A 21,447-nucleotide genomic window follows, 5' to 3' on the forward strand; every position below is an offset into this window, starting at 1 on the left:
TAAACCCACATTCCGTAATGTGGGACAGGACTTACGCAAGATGTGACCGAAAACCTGATTCTTCCGTAGTGGTAATTCATGTAGCTTGCTTGCCCGTTGCAGTATTACCGCTACTTTCCTTGTCTTGTGCGTAAGTCCTATGGGATAAAAAAACACTCTAGGAATTAAAAATAATTTCTGAGTGCTGTGTTTATTAGGCTTGAGATTATGAATTTGGGAAACCAATTTATAGGAAATCTTAAACAAGCTGAACATCTAAACTAACTGCGAAACCAGCAGGTATATTCTCAAGAGTAGCGAATTGATTTCCTTGGAATAACAAGCCACCAGTAGCGTTATTGTAACTGAAACTATTGAGGTCAGTAATACCAAATCCAACTTGAGAAATCTGAATCTTGTCACCTTCTATCCAACTAAAATCTTTGATAATGTCTAAGCCTTCTAAAATAGAGTTGAAGACAAATTTATCAGCCCCAGATCCACCTGTAAGGATATCATTACCAAATCCACCCACTAAAGTATCATCGCCAGTGCTACCCCGCAGTTTATCAGCATATTGTGTACCAGTAATCTCAAACTTCTCAATATTGCTATATCTAAGCAGGGTAAAACTAGAGGATAAATCATCGCTACCACTGTCAGAAGTACCAGAGTATAAGGGATTACTACTACTGTTAGAAGCGTTAATGTATGAGGGATTGAGATCAGTAGAACCACTACTGCCAAGAATGTTGCTATAGATTAGATTTTCTCCATTGTATCCCACTTCAATCCCAAAACCATTATTAAATTGACTGTAGTTGGCTTTTAAAGTGTCAGTACCAGCACCACCATCAACATTTCCATCTATATCAACTAAAGTATCATCACCGTCACCACCAAAGAGGTAATCATAACCAGCACCACCACCAATACCATCATTACCAGCACCACCATTAAGGATATCATTGCGATCGCTTCCAGCAAGCAAGTCTCCATATTGCGTACCAGTTACATGAAATTGCTCAATATTAGTGTAATCAAGTAAAACTTCACCCCCTAATAAACTGTGGATTCCTTCTCTACTAAAGACTCCAAAATAGACACCAGCATCATTATTAAACTGACTGTAGTCAGCAATTAGAGTATCAATTCCTTCACCACCATCAACAATTCCATCTATGTCAATTAAAACATCATTTCCATCACCACCATTTAAAATATCATTACCAACCCCACCACTAATTTCATCATTACCACCACCACCATCGAGAATGTCATTGTTTGCACCACCCCGCAGTTTATCTGCATATTGTGTACCAGTGATATCAAACTTTTCAACATTGCTATATGTAAGTAAAAACAGAAGCATTATAACCCAAGAAACTACCAGGTAGTATGCTGTTGTCATTGCTATATATGGCATTTTGACCGTAATACTGCACCTCAATCCCAACACCATTATTGAACTGGCTGTAGTCTGCTTTTAGAGTATCAGAACCAGCACCACCATCAACAAATCCCTGAATATTAATTAAATTATCATTACCAGCGCCACTATAAAGGTAGTTATAACCACTACCACCATTGAGAATGTCATTATTAGCGCCACCCCGCAAAATATCGTTATATTGTGTACCTGTAATCTCAAACTTTTCAACATTGCTATATGTAAGCAAGACTGAAGCCGGGATAGAAGAATTTAGACCATTGGGATTAATATTGTAATTGCTATAAATAGCATTTTCTCCGTTATATCCCACTTCAATCCCAACACCATTATTAAACAGGCTATAGTCTGCTTTTAGAGTATCAGAACCAGCACCACCATCAACAATTCCTTGAATATCAATTAAATTATCATTACCATCCCCACCGAAGAGATAGTCAAAACCAGCACCACCATTTAAATGATCATTACCACCTCCACCATAGATTACATCATCACCAGCTTCACCATTGAGGTTGTCATTATAATCGCCACCTTGCAAAATATCTACATATTTTGTGCCTGTGATTTCATACCTTTCAACATTGTTGTAAGTTAGTAAACCACTACCATCAACGCGACTAAAAATAATGTTGTATCCCAACCATCCCACATGAATACCAGCACCATTATCAAACTGGCTATAATCTGCCTTTAAAAAATCAATACCAGCGCCACCATCAACACTACCTTGGGTATCAACTAAAATATCATCACCATCTCCACCATATATATAATCGTAACCTTCCCCACCATTGATATTATCCTTGCCACCACCACCGTAGATAGTATCATTACCTTCATCGCCATTTATGATGTCATCATTATTTCCACCAGTTAAGATATCATCGCCGCCTTTTCCAGAAATCACCCAAGATAAACCATCATTAGGTGCGGTAAAGATATTATTGTTATTGTCACCTGTATATCGAGGCATTTTAGTTTGTCCTTTATATTTGCAAATTTGAATTCCTTGCTGAGTTACACGGTTGACTTTTGGAGTTTATGCAGCAATGTGAAAAATAAAAAATAAAAACCCTGTCATGAGTCCCGTTCTTAAACAAAAAAACCCAGTCTTAGACTGGGTGAAATTGATTATTAAAATTGCGCTTGAGTTTTTAGAAAATAACAATCTTAAAAGAAGGTAGAAAACCTTCAGCATTTTTTAGATCAAAGTTTTAAACAAGCTGAACGTCTAAATTAATCGAGAATCCAGCAGGTTTATTCTCAAGAGTGGCCAATTGAGTACCTTGGAAGAACAAGCCCCCAGTAACATCGTTATAACTGAAACTATTGAGGTTAGTAACACCAAACCCAACTTTAGAAATCTGAATCTTATCACCTTGCACCCAACTGAAATCTTTGATAACGTCTAAGCCTTCTAGACTGGAGTTGAAAACAAAGCTGTCTGCACCTACACCACCGTAAAGAGTATCATTACCAGTCCCACCGATTAGAGTATCATTACCAGCATCGCCATAGAAGATGTCATTACCAGCGCCACCATTGAAGATGTCATTATCTGAACGTCCCTCAAAAACATCTTGATATTGTGAACCGGTAATATTGTATTTTTCTATATTAGAGACATTAACCAAAACCTGACCATTGACACGACTAAAAACATTATTTGAACCATTCCACCCCAAATGAATACCAGCGCCATCCACTTTGGCAGTGTAATCAGCTACTAAAGTATCAATACCAGCACCACCATCAACCGTACCATTCGCATCTATCAAAATATCATTGCCAGCACCACCGCTGAGGATATCATCACTAGCACCACCCCGGAGAATATCATCATATTGTGTGCCTGTAATGTTAAATCGCTCAACATTCACATGACCCAGTAAAAAATTACCTGTTTGGCGACTAAAAATAGCATTTTGTTGCACATCAATACCCGCACCATTATTGAACAGGCTGTAGTCGGCAACTAGAGTATCAACACCAACACCACCATCAATAGAAGCTTGGGTATCAATCACAATATCATTACCTGCTCCGGCGATTATTTGATCATTACCACCAGCACCATTGAGAGTGTCATCACCAGACCCACCCCGGAGAATATCAGCATATTGTGTGCCTGTGATGTTAAATCGCTCAATATTGCTGTAATTGAGTACGGCATTATAAGTGAGACTGCTGACGATGGCATTTTGTCCACTGTATCCCACATCAATACCAGCACCATTATTGAACTGGCTATAGTCAGCCACTAAAATGTCAGTACCTGCACCGCCATCAATATTGCCTTCAGTGTCAATTAAAACGTCATTCCCATCTCCGCCAAAGAGGTAATCATAACCAGCCGCACCATTGATTTCATCATTACCACCACCACCTCTGAGAGTGTCGCTATCAGCAGCACCTTGCAAAACATCGTCATATTTTGTGCCTGTGATGTCAAACTTCTCAATATTGCTGTAAGTCAGTAAACCACTGGCATCACGGCGACTAAAGATGATGTTGTATCCCGCATATCCAACATGAACACCAAAACCATTGTCGAACTGGCTATAGTCTGCCCTGAGAGTATCAGTACCGCCACCACCATTGACATTACCTTGGATATCAACCAATAAATCATCACCTTCCCCACCAGAAAGATAATCATAACCTTCTCCACCAGTTATGGTATCGTTGCCTTCATCGCCGTTTATGGTATCGTCACCAGTCCCACCAGTGAGGATATCATCGCCGCCTTCTCCATAAATCACCCAAGATGAGCCGTCATTAGGTGCAGTAAAGATATTATTTTGCTCGTCACCTGTGTATGTACCAAATGTAGACATTTTAGTTTGTCCTTAATTCTTGCAAAATTTTTGTGTAATGGAGTTGGGTGTTAGCTTTTCAACTCCTTGCTGAGTTACACGGTTCACTTTTGAGGTTTATGCAAAGTCAAAGGAACAAATCTAAAAAATTTTTTTGAGTAACCTACTACAGCCAATTTCCCAGCAGTACATAAGATGCCCAATGCACAGGATGTCGATAATCTGGGTCTTTTAATAGTGAAAGTTGAGCTAGTCGCAGTGCTTCTGCCTTTGTCACTTGCTTAGTTGCGAGTTCTTTATAAAATTGACGAATGAGCAGCGCCCCAGATTCATCATCTAGACTCCAAAGAGAAGCTAAGGTACTGCGTGCGCCGGCTTGAATTGCTATCCCAGCCAGTCCTAAAGCGGCTCGTTTGTCTCCCTCCGCAGTTTCGCAAGCACTTAAAACCAGTAACTCAATAGGTTCAGGTCTAGTTTTTTCTCGACTGCGAAGTAAATCTTTTAATTCATTCACTTTCATGGGTTTATCCCAAGCCAATACGAAGGTTTCATCAGCATTGGAACTAAATTGACCATGAGTTGCTAAATGCACCACAGAAAAGGGGAGAGAGTCAATTTGTTGACGTAATGCTGTACTCGTAAATGTCTTATTCAAGAGAACTTCACTAGGTACTTCTGATTCAACTGCTTTTAATTCTTCATTGACATTAGGTAAAGAACTAAATCCATGTCGGGCTTCTGTCAGTCCAGCTACCAAAGTTTTCAGCCTACTTTGCCGTAAAGGACGAGGACCCAATAATTCTAAACCGGGCGTGAGTGCCACACTGTATTTTTCTAATAAATATTGTTTGCCATCATATAAAGCAGCCATTGGGATATTTCGCAAAGCACCATCTAAAATAAAAACCAATGTTTTTACCTGACTTTGAGCAAGTTCTGTTTGTACGGGGCGAATTAACCAATCATAGACTTTTAGAGATAATAATTTTCCTTCGGGAGTTGTATAAGGTTTTTCTAAATTAAATCTGAGTTTTTCAACAACTTCTTCAAGTTCAATTTGAGAAACTTGAGCAGTGTAGTGATGTAATCCTTGCTGTGGTAAACTCAGAATTACTTCTAGTTTATCTTTGAGAATAATTGGATAAATTACTGCTGCTTGTGATTGTTGAATTTGTTCAATTGGTACTATTTGTCCTTCTAGACAAGCGGAACGAAAAAAGTTATCAAGTTCTGCTAATTGTAATGATTCAATAACTTTCCGGGCTTGTTTTAGCTGCTCTTGACTGGGTTCTTTATTTGTTTCTGCATTTAAAAGTAATTCTACATATTCACGATATACAGGTTCTACCGTTTCTCTAAAAGAAAATTGAATATCAGTGTTAACTGCAACTAAATCACTCCGCAAAGATTTTAATGTTGTGAAGGCGACTTGATAAGCATCTGTTGCTGCTTTAATTGACCCTTGAGCTTTTAAAATTCTTCCTAATTGCCATTGCCATTGATAAGAAACTTCTGACGCATTAATGGCTTGTGCTAGTTGTAAAGCTTGTTCGGTTAATTCTTGAGCATTTGACCATTGCTGAGTTTGTTCATATAATCCACCTAAATAACCTAAAGCATAAGATTGGGCTTTTTGGTCATTGATACTTTTAGCTTGTTGCAGTGCTGTTACTAATAATTTGGCAGATTCGTTTTTTTGATTTCCCAATTTTCCCAAACTTTTCGCTAGATTAATATGAGCGTAAATTGTGGAACGACTAGGAGATAATTTAGCTAAATTTAGCTGTAACTGTAACCAGGTATTTCTTACATCTACTAATTTTTCAGTTTTTATTAATATATATATTTGATTAATTTGTGCTTGAATTTCCGTGATATTTTTAGGCTCGGTTGTGGCAGCTTGTGCGTAGTATTTTAATGCAGATTCTTTATCTCCTTGGGCATAAGCTGTGTTACCTAAACTGAGTAATGTGGAGCTTTTTTCTAGTTTATCTAGATTATCTGCACTTTGTAATAATTGTAAACTTTGTTGTAATATTTTCCGAGAATCATCAAAAGCACCTAATAATCTGAGAACATTACCCAAACTACGCAAACCTGTAGTTTTTAATTGTCTATCTGGCTGATTTTCTAGTGTTTTTTCGACATCTATGAGCGTTTTACGTGCTTGGAGGTAAAGACCTAAAGCTTGTTGGGCTTGTGCCTGATTGATTAAACTACCAATTCTGCCCTGTATGTAGCCAGTTTCAGTGTAAATGTTGGTTGCTTGCTGCCAAGTATTTAAAGCTTGTTCTGCTTGACCTTGAGATAATTCTAAACTTCCTTGAGTGTTGAAAGTTTGAGCTAGAATTAGTTCTGTTTGTGGAGTTGTTTGTTTGAAATTTCCTAGGATCTGAAAACTAGAAGTAATTGCTTTTTTTGCTTGCTGCCACTGTCCCAATTTTTGATAAGCTAAGGAAAGATAATTTAGCACCATTGCTTGAGATGATAAATTATTTTGGTTCTTTTCTGCTTTAAGTGCTAATTGCCAAATATTGACAGCTTCAGTATATCTTTCTGTTTGATATAGTTCTCTACCTTGTTGAATTAAATTTGAAAGTTCCTGTGCTTGTACAGTTGGAGAACTAGGAGAAAAAGGTGGAACAGTTGCGGCTGTAACTGTTCTAAATTCGAGTATTAGCGTTAGACTTATTCCTGTTAGTACACAAAGCAGAAAAGCTATAACGTTACGCCAAAATCTCTGCTGTTTTTTTGCCATTGTGGTGTTACTGAGTTGAAGTATGAATTAGCCTCACGCAGAGGCGCAGAGACGCAAAGAGTAAGAGTTTGAGAGATAGAATTTTTGATTTTAATACTCTGATTCGGCAACTCCTGACGATATTTAGTTTTGGGCAACTGGACAACTAACAGATGTAAGTGAGGAATTTTGAGGACTAGTAGTAGGTGCTTGAGCTACCAAAGTGACACTACCATCAGCACCAATTACCCAATTTTGAGCTTCTACAATTGCAGCAGGTGATTCAGAAAGTTTTTTCTCTTCTTTTTGAGAGTTATTGAGTTTTTCATTCAGCAAAGCATGGGGTTGTAAGTCTTGCCAAACTGCATCACTGCTTAAAAGTTCGCTGGGATTAGATGGTAAACCACCCCTTCCAGTGATTATAAATTCACTTTGTTGACCGGCTGTTGTTTCTTCATTACCTCGACAGCTTTGGGTAATTAATTTGGAAGCGTCTACTAAATTATTAGGCAATTCTACTAATCCATTACTAGGGTCGGCATCAGGTTTTTTGATTTCTATCACTCCATCAATACCAAGCTGGGAACTAGCAGAGATGATACTCTCTGGAGATACAAAAAATCCTTGCACACGAATATTGATGTTCCCCCCTTGACCTTTGACAGCATTGGCAGTAATTGAGCTATTATCTGCCAGGACTAAGTTATCTGCGTTGATAGTCGTATTGCCTCCATTGGCTGTGCTGTCAATAGTAATATCTGGTTTTGGGAAAGCGTTGGCACTGGGGTCTGCGTCACTTTCAATGACAGCATGACGATTTAAAAGTACTGTGCCGACATTAATGAAGATGTTACCACCCTGTCCTGATATGGTAGAAACACTAATTCTGGCTCGATCATCTACTAAAAGGAAAGGGGTTGTAATGATTAAATCACCTGCTCCTCCTTTTCCCAATCCATCAACTTGTAAATAAGTGGGGTATTCAACTAAGAATGAGACACCTGTAACGGCAACAGATTTTGTGGCAATTATTTCTAATTTACCTCCTAGCCCTTGTCCACGATTGGAGGCGGAAACAAAGGCTCCATCTTTTATTACCAAGCTTTGGGTTTGAATTGTTAAATTACCGCTAAGTCCTGCGGCTGTTTGGTCGCTTTGAGTAGCTAAAACACTACTAAATATATCACTGGGATTTACACCGTTCACTTCCACTGAATCAGCAGCGATAATAGTCAGATTTCCCCCATTTCCTGTGCCAAAGGTGCTAGAACTTACTTGACCACCATCACGGATAATTAACTTTCCTGTGGTAATGTTGACGTTCCCTGCATTGCCTGTTGAGTTGGGTTGGCTATCAGCACTTAAAGAACCACCTTGAGTATCTTTGCTGCCAAACACTTCCACAGACTCAGACACATTGACCGTGATATCACCTGCATTCCCAGCATTAAAAGTATCACTTGAGATAGTTGCTCTGTCTCGCACTTTTAATCGTTGGGTAGTGATATAAATATTTCCTGAATTCCCTGTATTGCCGCTTCTAGATATTAACCCACTGGGAAACTCTCCACCAGTTGATCTACCAGTCAGTTCGACGGACTCAGATGTATTGACTGTTATATTTCCTCCGGTTGCTGTCCCTGTGGTATTGGCATCTAGTTGAGAGCCTGCATTTAAAAACAAGTTTCTTGCTTGTACTTCTATGGCATTACCTCCATTACCGGCAATACTGGCTCGCGCACCCTGGGAGAGTTTAATATCACGGAAATTTGTTATTCCTGAGTAATTTAAATCCCAGCCATAACTATTTGGGTTGATCCCGACAAAGTTGTTTCCAGCGACACTACCTAATTTGATGCGTCCGCTTTCGGCGGTGAGGTATCCTCCTTCCAGGGCAATATCTCCGCCTATGAGTGCTAAAGTTTTGGCAAGAGGTACTTGTAAACCTACTATTTTTCCGTTGGTATCAGTTGTAATGGAGCGATCGCTAATTGTTCCTGGCGTAGCCCCAAATTGTAAGCCAATGGGTACATTAATAGCTAATAGCGGCGCTAGTTGCGGATTTTTGGCACTGAATAATAAGCCATCACCAAACATAAAACTAGCCGCTGTGCTGGCAAGAAAAGAACCGCCCACATCCAATCTTGCATTTTGCCCAAAAACTATGCCGTTGGGGTTGATCAAAAATAAGTTGGCATTACCCAAAACCCCAAGTGTCCCCAAAATATCAGAACGGTTGTTTCCCGTGATTCGTGTGAGCATATTTTCTATGCCTGTGGGGTTGGAAAAGTAGACTCTTTGCCCCTCACCAATGCTAAATTCACGAAAGCTGTGAAATAGGTTTGCGCCTCGGACTGCACCACCATCAATGCGTAGGTGTAGCCCGTCGTGGACATCGCCTATTGTTCCTTGAATATCAACCTCCTGTTTTACCAGAGAGGCTTCATTGCCCAATGTAGTATCAGGTTGAATTTCAGCAAGGACAACGGTTTCTCCCATAATAATGGGACTTAGTGCCAGGAGTGCTAACCCAAAAAACAAAAACTCGTTTGACCACCTAACCAAAATTTTGCTTAAAAAATACATTATTATTCTTCTTGATAATCGCATATTTTAATGGGAAGAATTTGAGGAATGCGATCGCTACTCTCAAAGCCCAACTCGCCCTCACTACTAATCTCCAGCGAGATAACCGTAAATAAAGTATGTCACTGTTAGAAATAATTACTTTTTGGGAATCATAAAAATTAGTCATCAAGTATTGAGAGACAGAAGTAATGAGAGTAAGTTATGTCGGTTTAGGTTTGCTGAATCAACTGGCATTAGGTTTAATGCTGATTTGGTGTCATACGGCTCATGCTCAAGTCACACATGATGGCACCACTAACACCACTGTCAAAACAGTTGGTAATGATTTTGCTATTCTTAACGGCATAGAAAAAGGTAATAATTTATTCCATAGCTTTAGTAATTTCTCAGTACCAACAGGCGGTTCAGCAACCTTTGATTTAACCAATACGCCCAACATTACAACTATCTTTAGTCGGGTTACGGGTGGAAATATTTCCCATATTGATGGCTTGATTCAAACCCTCAACGGTAATCATGCCACCAGTTTATTTTTGATGAATCCCAACGGAATTATATTTGGAGAAAACGCTCGCTTGAATATTGGTGGGTCTTTTGTGGGGACGACAGCCAATAGTATTAAATTTGCTGATGGAGTTGAATTTAGTGCTGTTAACGCGAACACAACTTCTTTGCTGACGATGAGTGTACCTGTGGGTTTGCAAATGGGCAGTAATCCTGGTGCAATTACCGTTCAAGGATCAGGACACGATGCTCAAACAGGCATATCGCTTCCAGTCTCTGAACCGAACCTAGGTACAAAAGGATTGCAGTTGCAACCTGGAAAAACCCTAGCATTGGTAGGTGGAAATGTTGCTTTGGCAGGAGGATTGCTCTGGACACCGGGAGGACGAATAGAACTTGGTAGTATCACTAACTCAAGCGTTGTCCTCAATTCCATCCCTCAAGGATTCACCCTCAGTTATCCCAATCCTGCGAGTTTTGGGGATATTCAGATAACTCAAAAAGCTTTAGCATCTACACGCGACTCCACTGGGAAAAGGGGAGGAGACATCCAAATTCAGGGGAAACAGGTCAGTATCCGAGATGGTTCGCTGATATTAGTACAAAATCTCAGCAATCAAACTGCTGGTAATATTGCCATCAATGCCACAGAGTCCCTCGATATCATCGGCAAGTCTCCTGATTTTAATAGTTCTAGCGGTTTAGTTAATGAAACTATATCCTCTGGTGCGGGAGGGAATATTATCATTACCACTCCACGATTGAATATTGATCAAGGTGGCTATATCTTAAACCGTACTTTTAGCACAGCACTAGGTGGCAACATTGCGCTCAATACTGATCAAATACGGGTTAACGGTTTTGCAATTGGTGATCCTTCTCCTTTTCGAGCAGTCAGCCAGATATTTACTGCTTCCTTTGGGACTGGGAAAGGTGGAAATATTGCCATCTCCACTCAAAATCTGTCTATTTTAGCCGGCGCTAATGTGGCAGCAAGGCCCTATGATTCAGGTAATGGTGGCGATGTTGTAGTGAAGGCAGATACGATTCAGGTGACAGGTGAGGGAGCGCCAGACGGTCTTTATTTTAGTCTGTTGTCTACTGCCACATTCGGGCTTAGTAATGCAGGAGATTTGAAAATTGATACCCGTACACTTTCGGTTCAAGCTGGCGGTAGAGTGTCTGCTTCTAGCATAATTTTAGGAAATGCGGGTTCACTGACTATCAACGCGTCTGAATTGATTGATGTGAGTGGTGTAAAAAATTCTCAAAGTCCCAGCTATATTGGTACGGCTGTTATTCCTGTTTTTGGAGTTTCTAACGCTAATTCTGGTAATACCACGATTAACACCCCAGTTCTTAATATCAGTAATGGTGCAACGGTCTTTATCAGAAATACTGGCTCTGGCAACGCTGGCACACTGAATATTAATGCGAATACCTTACGACTAGACAATGGGGCAAGCATTTCTGCATCTACAGCAGCAGGTGAAGGTGGTAACACTAATTTGCAACTACGGGATCTGCTAATTATGCGTAATGGTAGTTTTATTAATGCGGAAGCTGGTGGAAGTGGTAATAGCGGCAATATTACTATCAATGCCCCGATCATTGTCGGTTTAGAAAACAGTGACATTATTGCCAATGCAGTTAAAGGAAGAGGTGGCAACATTCAAATTGCAACTCAGGGAATTATCGGACTAGAGTACCGTAATCTTCTCAATCCTAGAGAAGTTCCTAGCAATGATGTGACTGCAAGCTCGCAATTTAATGTCAGTGGCACGGTTCAAATCAATAACATCGGTGTTGATCCCAATTCTGGTTTAGTGGAATTGCCAGGAAATGTTACTGACTCATCGCAACAGATAGCAACAGGTTGTGCTGATACTACTAGTAGTAGTTTTGTGGCTACAGGACGGGGCGGAATACCGCAAAATCCCAATCAACAATTAGGGAGCGATGTCTACCACGGGCGACACCTAAGCACTTGGTCTGATATCCGCGATATCTCTGCATACCGTCAAACAAAGGAAGCACAAGCTCAAGTACCCAAATCTTCAGAGGTGCTTGTCCAATCTATAGGTTGGCGACGTAATGCTAATGGCAAAATTGAGTTAATCGGAGCTCAATCGCCTGCTCATCTGCCATCATACTCAACTTGTACTGCCGGTTCCCAAAGTTAAATTTCCTAAATTTCCTGAATTTAGTGTTAAAAATGATTACTTTTCGGGGAATTAAATGAGTGCTGACTTCAATACCGATAGATTTGATCATAAGTTGGGTACTATAAATAATAGTGATTATTTAAACACTACTTGTACCGTGACGAATCATCGAACAAATTCCTCAATCATAAGTAATTAATTATGGCTTTCCGAATTAAACAAACTCGTTGGCTGTATGCTGGCTTAAGTATATTAAGTTTATTACTAGTGTTTTTCGGTACACCTGTTAAAGCATCTCCAACAGTAACAACAACACCGATTATTTCGGCTTCCCAAGCTACTAACGGACTAGAACAGGGGCGAAATCTCTATCGTGCGGGACGTTTTACTGAAGCTATTACAGCTTGGCAAACAGCAGCGCAACAATATCAAACTCAGGGCGATCGCTTAAATGAGGCTTTGAGTTTGAGTTATCTTTCCTTAGCACAACAGGAAATGAACCAGTGGGAACCAGCCCAAAATTCCATCGAGCAAAGTCTCAAAATTTTACAACGTGCTAAACCTGCTGCTGATGCAATTATCTGGGCGCAAACACTGAATACCCAAGCAAGTTTACACTTGCGTACTGGTAAAGCTGAAACTGCCATTGAAAACTGGCAACAAGCACAAAAATATTATGAGCAGGCTGGCGATACAACAGGCAGTCTGGGTAGTCAAATTAACCAAGCACAAGCTTTACAAAGTTTGGGATTTTACCGTCGTTCGAGACAACAACTAGAAACACTAACGCAAAAATTGGCGGCAATGCCAGATTCGGAAGTTAAAGTTAGTGGATTGCGATCGCTTGGATGGGCTTTACAAGCAATCGGTGATGACAAAAGCCAGCAAGTTTTGGAACAAAGTTTAGAGACAGCAAATAAAATTCAAGCCAAAACTCAGTTAAGTTCTATCCTTTTAAGTCTAGGAAAAAACGCCTCACATTTGCAAAATCCAGAAACGGCATTAAATTACTTTGACGATGCCCAACAAGCTGCTGCTAACCCAAATGAAGAGTTGCAAGCACGTTTGGCTCAATTCAAATTGTTGATCGATTACGACAAACTGGAATATGCAATTCCCCTTGCTCCTCAATTGCGACAACAACTGGCAGAAATACCACCCAGTCACGATTCTCTTTACGCAGCGATTAATTTTGTGGCGACCCTCAATCAATTGGCAAAAACCAACGAAGTTTTACCAAACAAAGACCTAGCAGAACTCATGGCAGTTACAGTAAAATCTGCCCAAAAAATTCAGGATGCCCCCGCAGAAGCACACGCACTATATCAGTTGGGACAACTTTATATCCGCACACAGCAATGGTCTGAGTCCAAGAAATTAGCAGAAAAATCTCTCAATATAGCCCGTCAACTCCAAGCTGACGATATCATTGCTCAAGCGGCATGGCAGGTAGGAAAGTTATATAAGCAAGAAGGCAATAAATCGGCAGCAATTACAGCTTATACAGAAGCAGTTAATTCCTTGAAGGCACTGCGCGGGGATATGGTTGCTGTTAACCCAGATGTCCAATTTTCTTTCCGCGAAAGCGTGGAGCCTGTATATCGGGAACTGGTGGGGTTACTTCTGGATGAACAACCAACACAGGCAGAATTAATACAAGCTCGTGAATTAATTGAATCATTGCAAGTTGCTGAACTCGATAACTTTTTCCGGGAAGCTTGTTTAGATAAAGCGCAGCAGATTGACAAAGTTGATCCTACAGCAACAGTTATTTACCCAATTATCTTAAGCGATCGCTTGGCAGTGATTCTCTCCCAAACGGGAAAACCTCTGCGTTACTATGTTACTCAAAAATCTCAGGCAGAAATTGAACAAACTCTAAATAATTTGTTCGTTGCCCTCAACCCAGTTTCCGATTCTAAAGAGCGGCAGAAACTTACCGAACAAATTTATGACTGGTTGATTCGTCCAGCAGAACAGGAAAAAGCTTTTCAAGATACCAAGACATTAGTGTTTGTTTTGGATGGAAAGTTGCGTAACATTCCCATGGCAGCTTTGTATGATGGTAAGCAATATTTGATTGAAAAATATGCCATTGCCCTGTCGCCAGGATTGCAACTCATGGCTGCTCATCCACTCCAGCAAAACAAAATTAATGCGATCGTAGGCGGTATTAGCAAGTCTCGCGCTGGGTTTTCTGCCTTACCTGCGGTGGAGTCAGAAGTTAAGCAAATATCTAAGTCAATACCATCTCAGGTTTTACTCAACCAAGAATTTACCAATCAATCCTTTGGCGATCGTATTAAGTCCGCTAATATTGATGTTGTTCACCTGGCAACCCACGGACAATTTAGCTCTCGTCTTGAAGATACCTACTTACTGACCTGGGATGGACGCATTAGTGTCAACGAACTGTCAGAACTGCTCAAAAATCGTGGAGGAGATTCATCAAAAGCAATTGAATTACTGGTACTAAGTGCCTGTGATACTGCCACTGGAGATGATCGCGCCGTTCTCGGTCTAGCTGGTTTAGCCGTTAAATCTGGTGCGCGTTCTACCATTGCCACCCTTTGGCCAGTCAAAGATAAAGCCGCAGAAATACTGATGACTCGCTTCTATGAACAACTGCGACAGCCAAAAATTACTAAAGCTGAAGCATTGCGTCAAGCACAAATAAATGTGATTCGTCAAACTGATTTTCACGATCCATTCTTTTGGTCTACTTTTGTTTTAGTTGGAAATTGGAATTAACTACGTGCTTACAGTAAAAAATGTGATAAAAATATGTTTCCTTTATGGTATTTTGCTCCATATTCGTTTATAAAAGCTAATATATACCACCCTATTTAGGGACGGAGATCATGAAACGTCGATATTTAGTTAGTGCATTGAGCGTAACCGCTCTTTTGACTAGCAGTATATGGACTAGTGCCTATGCTGTCAAATTTACTCCCCCTGCCACCAATAGCGCTCCTAGCCAAGCAACAGGAGGAGCTTCCAGAGGTAATTTATTTACTCCCCCGGCTAGAAATAGCGCTCCTAGCCAAGCAACAGGAGGAGCTTCCAGGGGCAATTTATTTACCCCTGCTCAAGGTAATAGCGCTCCCAAACAGGCAAGCGGTGGGGCTTCCAGAGGCAATTTATTTACCCCTGCTAAAGGTAACAGCACTCCCCAACAGGCAAGTGGTGGGGCTTCCAGAGGCAATTTATTTACCCCTGCTAAAGGTAACAGCGCTCCCCAACAGGCAAATGGTGGCGCTTCTCGCGTTGGTATTTACTACTTGAATCCTTCGACTGCTGGAGCATCTGGTTCAGCAGCCTTAATTGCGCTTCTGCCTCAAAGCTTCTATGGCACAACAGTGTCAGAACGCCCTACGATTATGGTGCATCTACCTGCTTCTAATGCGGAAGAAGCTGTATTCAGCCTGAAGGATGAATCTGGTAATATGCATTACACCACAACTATCCCAGTTGCTAAAAAAGTTGGTGTAGTTGCCTTTAAATTGCCTGCGAATGCGCCCAATTTAGCTGTTGGTAAGAAGTACCAATGGTTCCTAGCCCTGAAGGTAAACGGGCAACTTAGCCCTAGTACACCTTACGTTGATGGATGGATTCAGCGCATCTATCCTAGTGCTGATGTGGCAACGGCAATGCAACAAAAAGATGCTCTGAAACAGGCGACTGCTTTTGGTGCAAATGGAGTGTGGTATGACTGTTTAGCGACACTAGCTACCTTACAAGCTGCCCAGCCCAATAACCCAAGCATAACCAAACAATGGGAAGAACTTCTTTCTTCGGTGAACTTGAAGGAAATTGTAAAAGCTCCATTAGTATCTGTCAACTAGAAAATTAGATTAATTTCAATACGGTTCAGTTCAAACCAATATGTTGCCTCAATTGGCCTTGACTGAACTGTATTGAAACTAGTTTTAAACAGGTATTGTGGGAAAATGCCTTAGCAACGCTATAAAATTTCACACTCATCAAAGTCGTGTGATTCATGCTTCCAAATATCTCCTGATAATTTCTCCACAGGAGATGAGAGCATCTACTACGACAGCTATCATCAATATTCGTACAGCGTGTAGCGTAATTATGTGGCGCAAATTCCAAACTTTCATCCAAAACACTCGCAGCGTTTTGATTATTACTCCTAGTATTGCCCTGACAGTGATGATCGGGCAATCCTTGGGAATTTTCAATTTACCTGAGTGGAAACTTCGCGATGAATGGATGCGCCTAGCCCCCTCGGAAAACATGGCTGATGAGATAGTAATCATCACAATAGATGAAGGCGATATTAAATCTGTAGGTAAATGGCCTGTTCCAGATTGGGCGCTGGCAGAATTACTCGCAAAAATCCGGTCGCAACAACCCCGTGCGATTGGGTTGGATTTGTATCGAGATTTGCCAGAGGGAAGAGGATATGAGCAACTAGTGCAAATTTTTCGGACTACTCCCAATTTGATTGGAGTGGAAAAAATCATTGGTGAGCGTGTCAACCCCCCACCAGAACTAAAAAAAAATGACCAAGTGGGATTAGCTGATTCGGTTCTAGATAGCGATCGCCATGTGCGTCGCGCCCTCCTCACAGCTAAAGATGAACAAGATGATGGCAAAATCAAAGCTGGACTAGGAACCCTTGTCGCCCTCAAGTATCTGGAAGTTGAAAAGATCACCTTAGAATCAATTGACGAAAAGCAGCAGAAGTTTCAATTGGGTAAGGCAATTTATGAACCACTTAGTAACCAAGAAGCAGGTTATGGTGATGCCGATATCGGGGGTTATCAAATCCTGCTCAAATGGCATGGTTCAGAAACAGCATTTCGGACAGTTGCCATGCGTGATGTGTTAGCCGGAAAAATTCCAGCCAACTTGATGCGCGATCGCATGGTGTTTATTGGATCAACTGCCACTAGCACCAATGATTTCTTTAGCACGCCCTTTAGTTCAACTTTGATTTCTGCCCAAAAACCCACTCCTGGTGTTGTTGTTCACGCTAATATTGCTCTCCAACTAGTACGAGGGGCAAAAACAGGAACAACCACCCTCCACGGTGTCACTGGTAATATTTTCTTATTATGGATTATTTTGTGGACTGTAATTGGTTCTACAGGTAGTTGGTGGTTAGCTAGTGCGCGTACAGGAAAATGGATTCCAGGGGGTAAAATTCTGTGGGCAACTGTAGTTATCAGCACAACATTGATGGTAAGTGGTTACGGAATATTTTTACTCGGACTGCTAATTCCAGTCACACCTACCTTAGCGGCATTCATCGGCAGCGTAGTTGCAACAACCAATGCCTATAAACAGCAAAAGTTAGAACAAGCAAATCACCAACTAGAAATTGCTAATACTCAGTTATTAGATTATTCCAAAACCTTAGAAACGAAAGTCGAAGAACGAACTCACGAACTTTTGGAAGCAAAGCAAGCTGCTGATGCCGCTAACCATGCCAAAAGTGAGTTTTTGGCCAATATGAGCCATGAGCTACGCACCCCACTCAATGGTATTTTAGGTTTTGCCCAGGTATTAGCCCAATCTTCCAACTTAACTAAGGAAAACCTCGACGGAGTCAACATTATTCACCAATGTGGTTCGCATCTGTTGATGTTAATTAATGATATTCTCGATTTGTCGAAGATTGAAGCTCGCAAACTCGAATTAATGACCAATAGCCTAGATTTGTCAAGTTTTCTACATGGAATCACAGAAATTTGTGGGATTCGAGCCGAGCAAAAAGGAATTAGCTTTAATATTTTAATTAGCGATCGCTTACCATCTACCATTGAAACCGATGAAAAGCGATTGCGACAAGTATTAATAAACTTGCTGGGTAATGCCATTAAATTTACAGATAGCGGTAGTGTCACCTTTAAAGTCGAGCTACTAGAAACCAACCTTGAATCTACTCAATCCCCAACTGCAAAAATTCGCTTTCAAATAGAAGATACAGGAGTCGGGATGTCACCTGACCAGCTCGAAAAAATCTTTTTGCCTTTTGAGCAAGTAGGTGATGTAGCACAGCGTTCGGAAGGTACTGGTTTGGGATTGACCATCAGCCAAAAAATTGCCCGATTGATTGGTAGCCAAATTCAAGTACAAAGCAGTCCAGGTGAAGGAAGTATTTTTTGGCTAGATACAACAGTTCCAGTATCCCTGGAACAGGATTGGCATTTAAGCAGAAACACATCAAACTACGAAAAAATTATTGGCATTCAAGGTAAAGCACCTCAAATTCTCATTATTGATGATGATACAAACCATCGTTTAATCTTAACCAGCCTGCTACAAGAAATTGGCTGTCACATTCTAGAAGCCAGTGACGGAAAACAAGGTTTGCAATTAGTTAGCCAAAATCAACCTGATATGATTTTGCTGGATTTAGCCATGCCTAACATGAATGGCTTTGAGTTCATGGTTAATCTGCAAGAAAATCTGCCCACCCATAATATTCCTATTATTGTTTCCAGTGCTAACGTCTTTGAATCAAGTCGCCAGCAAAGTTTACAGGCAGGTGCAGCCGCATTTATACCGAAACCCCTCCAGAGAGATCAACTGCTTAATGCCTTGCAATCGCTGCTAAAAGTTGATTGGATGTATGCAGAATCTAGCAAGCAATCTCTACAGAAAACACAACAGACTCCTCTCAATGGTGAATTAATATTGCCATCTCAAGAGGTTTTGCAACAACTGTATCACTTAGCAATGATGGGCGATATATCGGGAATAGAAGAAACATTAAAAACTCAAGTAGATCAAAACAACCAACTAGTTTCCTTTGCCACTGAGTTAACTAAACTTACTGACAGCTTTCAAACTGCAAAAATCCGTAAATTAATTAAATCTTTTGTAGCTGAGGAAACAGTAAAATGAGTGATAATCTTCTCTCCAAACCAATGTATATTCTTTTAGTAGATGATAATGCGAATAATCTCAAAGTACTATCAGAAGCAATTCAGGGATATGGCTGGAAAGCACTGATGGCAAATGATGGAGAGTCAGCAATCGAACAAGCGGAATATGCTCACCCGGATTTAATTATTCTCGATGTCATGATGCCTGGAATTGATGGCTTTGAAACTTGCCGAAGATTAAAAGCTAATTCGATTACTCAGAATATTCCAATTATTTTTATGACAGCATTGTCTGATGCTACAGATAAAGTCAAAGGATTAGAAATTGGGGCAGTTGATTATGTTACCAAACCATTTCAACAAGCAGAAGTTATTGCCCGCTTAAAACTACACCTGAAACTATCCCATCTGACTCGGACATTAGAACAACAGGTAGAGGAACGTACTGCTGAATTGACCAAATCTCTACAGCAGCTACAAAATACCCAATTGCAAATGATTCAAAGTGAAAAAATGTCTGCATTGGGTAATTTGGTTGCCGGGATAGCTCACGAAATGAATAATCCCCTGGGTTTTATTTCCGCAACCCTCAAACAAGCAAAATCAAATGTTAGCGATATTATCGAACACTTAAAGCTTTATCAAGAAAGCTTACCAAATCCCAGCCAAGAAATTATCAACCATGCCGAAGATATAGATTTGGATTATTGCACAGAAGACATATCCAAAATGATTGACTCAATGATAGTAGCTTGCGATCGCATTGAAAATATTAGTAATAGCTTAAGAACTTTCTCTAGGGCAGATCGAGACTATAAACAACCTTTTAATTTGCATGAAGGTATCGACAGCACAATTTTAATTCTCAAGCACCGTCTCAAAGCCAACGAAAAACGTCCGGCCATAGAGGTGTTTACAGAATACGGCAAAATACCTAAAATTGAGTGCTTTCCTGGTCAATTAAATCAAGTATTTATGAATATTTTGGCCAATGCCATTGATGCTTTAGAAGAAGCAAATAGCAAGCGAACTCTTGAAGATATTAAGGCAAGGCACAACAAAATTATAGTTAAAACTTCAGTAGAAGATAACCAAGTAAAAATATCAATTACTGATAATGCTCAGGGAATGACTGAAGAAGTCAAAGAAAAAATATTTGACCATTTATTTACTACAAAAAGTATTGGTAAAGGCACAGGTTTAGGTTTGGCGATTGCTCAATCGATTGTGGTAGAAAAACATAACGGTTCAGTGGTTGTGAATTCTAAACTTGATGAGGGAACTGAATTTGTGATTACCTTGCCAATTATTACTTAGACTCAAAATTGGCTTGCTTGAAACTGTAATTGTCGATATGAGTGAAGTTTCATTAACTTAAAAAAATGCAAAAAATAGTTTTTCTCCCCTTTTTTGATTAGCTGTATTTACTGGATAAGTTGTATCATTATTTAGGTTTAGTAAATTTTATGCAATTACTCTAACAATAGAGGTTCTAACAGTATTTAGTTATGAATAGTTAGTTATGGCAATTCCCAATCTCATGAAATACATCCCACCCGCGCTATCGCGCACCCTCCCCTTGGTAAGGAGAGAGTTGGGGAGGGGTAATTTTGTATATCACGCTTAGTGGGAAACGCTATATTCCTTAATTTGTGCATTAATTAAAATTAAATACTATACTTATAATCTGCCAGTACACTGATTTTGAAATCATCAATATTTATTAATTTATTTATTAATTTAAAACCCAAAGGTGAAAGCAGATTTAAATGTTGTAATTTGGAATGCTATATTAACTCCTGATGAAACTTCTATTGGGGTGAGAGGCGGAATTGTGGCTTTATCGGCACCAGAAGCAGAGTTTGCGGAAATTATCCTCAAAGCACAGGCTTTCATTGAGGCTTTGTTAATTACTGTTCATGGTGAGTTTAACCCAAATTCATACTACATTTCGGTTCAATAACTTAATTACGAATTACGAATTACGAATTACGAATTAATTGCTGCTGTTCAAGTCCCATTTATTTGTTTCAACAATGCGATGATTAAAAAATATTTTCCGGTAAGTCCAATGAGTTGTCAAAAAAATCAAACTTCCTAAGCTGAGAATCAGGATACTAACTATTGTCCCGTAGGTGTGAGAATGCCATAAAAGCCGCTGTAGTTGCAATTTACTACGTTTCCACAGACGGAATAAATTGACTTTTTGGAAATTGTGAACATTGCTTGGTGTGTTCTGCTGGGTGATCGCCATTTTTTAATCTACTGTAATCCGATAAAGTTTAAGATGTATTAATCAAGTATGGCATAGTTGAATTTAATAGGCAAGCTTGAATCTAAATTGCTG

Annotated in this window: 13 protein-coding genes; 6 read left to right on the plus strand and 7 right to left on the minus strand. The window is 40.1% G+C overall.

The window, feature by feature from the left end; translation table 11 throughout:
• Positions 1-238: 238 nt before the first annotated feature.
• The 6 genes from ACOWPH_RS23005 to ACOWPH_RS23030 form a co-directional block, all read right to left on the minus strand.
• The gene (locus ACOWPH_RS23005) at positions 239-1,390 is read right to left on the minus strand and encodes a hypothetical protein (protein WP_422665623.1); all 1,152 of its coding nucleotides are present in this window, start codon (positions 1,388-1,390) and stop codon (positions 239-241) included.
• Entirely contained in the window at positions 1,326-2,405 is a 1,080-nt protein-coding gene (locus tag ACOWPH_RS23010; RefSeq protein ID WP_422665624.1) for a calcium-binding protein, read from the minus strand. The genes ACOWPH_RS23005 and ACOWPH_RS23010 overlap by 65 nt, the downstream gene beginning before the upstream one ends.
• A gap of 241 nt (positions 2,406-2,646) precedes the next feature.
• Complete coding sequence (locus tag ACOWPH_RS23015) at positions 2,647-4,269, minus strand: calcium-binding protein (protein ID WP_015212439.1); 1,623 nt, start codon at positions 4,267-4,269, stop codon at positions 2,647-2,649.
• 145 nt (positions 4,270-4,414) lie between these two features.
• A complete protein-coding gene (locus ACOWPH_RS23020) occupies positions 4,415-7,006 on the minus strand; it encodes a CHAT domain-containing protein (RefSeq protein WP_015212440.1) in 2,592 nt (863 codons plus the stop codon).
• Between the two features lie 123 nt (positions 7,007-7,129).
• Positions 7,130-9,484 (minus strand): filamentous hemagglutinin N-terminal domain-containing protein, encoded by a 2,355-nt coding sequence (locus tag ACOWPH_RS23025; protein ID WP_422665625.1) that lies wholly within the window; start codon positions 9,482-9,484, stop codon positions 7,130-7,132.
• Positions 9,485-9,542: 58 nt separating this feature from the next.
• Positions 9,543-9,740, minus strand: coding sequence for a hypothetical protein (locus tag ACOWPH_RS23030; protein WP_150110982.1), 198 nt, complete (start codon positions 9,738-9,740; stop codon positions 9,543-9,545).
• A 22-nt stretch (positions 9,741-9,762) separates the two neighbouring features.
• Here ACOWPH_RS23030 and ACOWPH_RS23035 point away from each other — a divergent pair, with 22 nt between their 5' ends.
• The 6 genes from ACOWPH_RS23035 to ACOWPH_RS23060 all read left to right on the plus strand — a co-directional run bounded on the left by ACOWPH_RS23035 (position 9,763) and on the right by ACOWPH_RS23060 (position 21,063).
• Positions 9,763-12,261 carry a filamentous hemagglutinin N-terminal domain-containing protein gene (locus ACOWPH_RS23035; RefSeq protein ID WP_015212442.1) on the plus strand — a complete coding sequence of 833 codons (2,499 nt, stop codon included), beginning with the start codon at positions 9,763-9,765 and terminating at the stop codon, positions 12,259-12,261.
• Positions 12,262-12,444: 183 nt separating this feature from the next.
• Positions 12,445-14,994 carry a CHAT domain-containing protein gene (locus tag ACOWPH_RS23040; RefSeq protein WP_015212443.1) on the plus strand — a complete coding sequence of 850 codons (2,550 nt, stop codon included), beginning with the start codon at positions 12,445-12,447 and terminating at the stop codon, positions 14,992-14,994.
• A gap of 110 nt (positions 14,995-15,104) precedes the next feature.
• Positions 15,105-16,088: a DUF928 domain-containing protein gene (locus ACOWPH_RS23045; RefSeq protein ID WP_015212444.1), complete on the plus strand. Its 984-nt coding sequence runs from the start codon at positions 15,105-15,107 to the stop codon at positions 16,086-16,088.
• A 250-nt stretch (positions 16,089-16,338) separates the two neighbouring features.
• Positions 16,339-19,119, plus strand: coding sequence for a CHASE2 domain-containing protein (locus tag ACOWPH_RS23050; RefSeq protein WP_042464399.1), 2,781 nt, complete (start codon positions 16,339-16,341; stop codon positions 19,117-19,119).
• On the plus strand, positions 19,116-20,417 hold the full coding sequence (locus ACOWPH_RS23055; RefSeq protein WP_015212446.1) for a hybrid sensor histidine kinase/response regulator: 1,302 nt from the start codon (positions 19,116-19,118) through the stop codon (positions 20,415-20,417). The genes ACOWPH_RS23050 and ACOWPH_RS23055 overlap by 4 nt, the downstream gene beginning before the upstream one ends.
• Positions 20,418-20,853: 436 nt before the next feature.
• A complete protein-coding gene (locus tag ACOWPH_RS23060; protein ID WP_042464403.1) occupies positions 20,854-21,063 on the plus strand; it encodes a chorismate-binding protein in 210 nt (69 codons plus the stop codon).
• A gap of 33 nt (positions 21,064-21,096) precedes the next feature.
• Here the strand turns inward: ACOWPH_RS23060 and ACOWPH_RS23065 are convergent, their stop codons facing one another.
• Complete coding sequence (locus ACOWPH_RS23065) at positions 21,097-21,354, minus strand: hypothetical protein (protein WP_042464405.1); 258 nt, start codon at positions 21,352-21,354, stop codon at positions 21,097-21,099.
• Positions 21,355-21,447: the final 93 nt, after the last annotated feature.

The sequence above is a fragment of the Anabaena sp. PCC 7938 genome, from assembly GCF_049315035.1.
Classification (GTDB): Bacteria; Cyanobacteriota; Cyanobacteriia; order Cyanobacteriales; family Nostocaceae; genus Anabaena; species Anabaena cylindrica.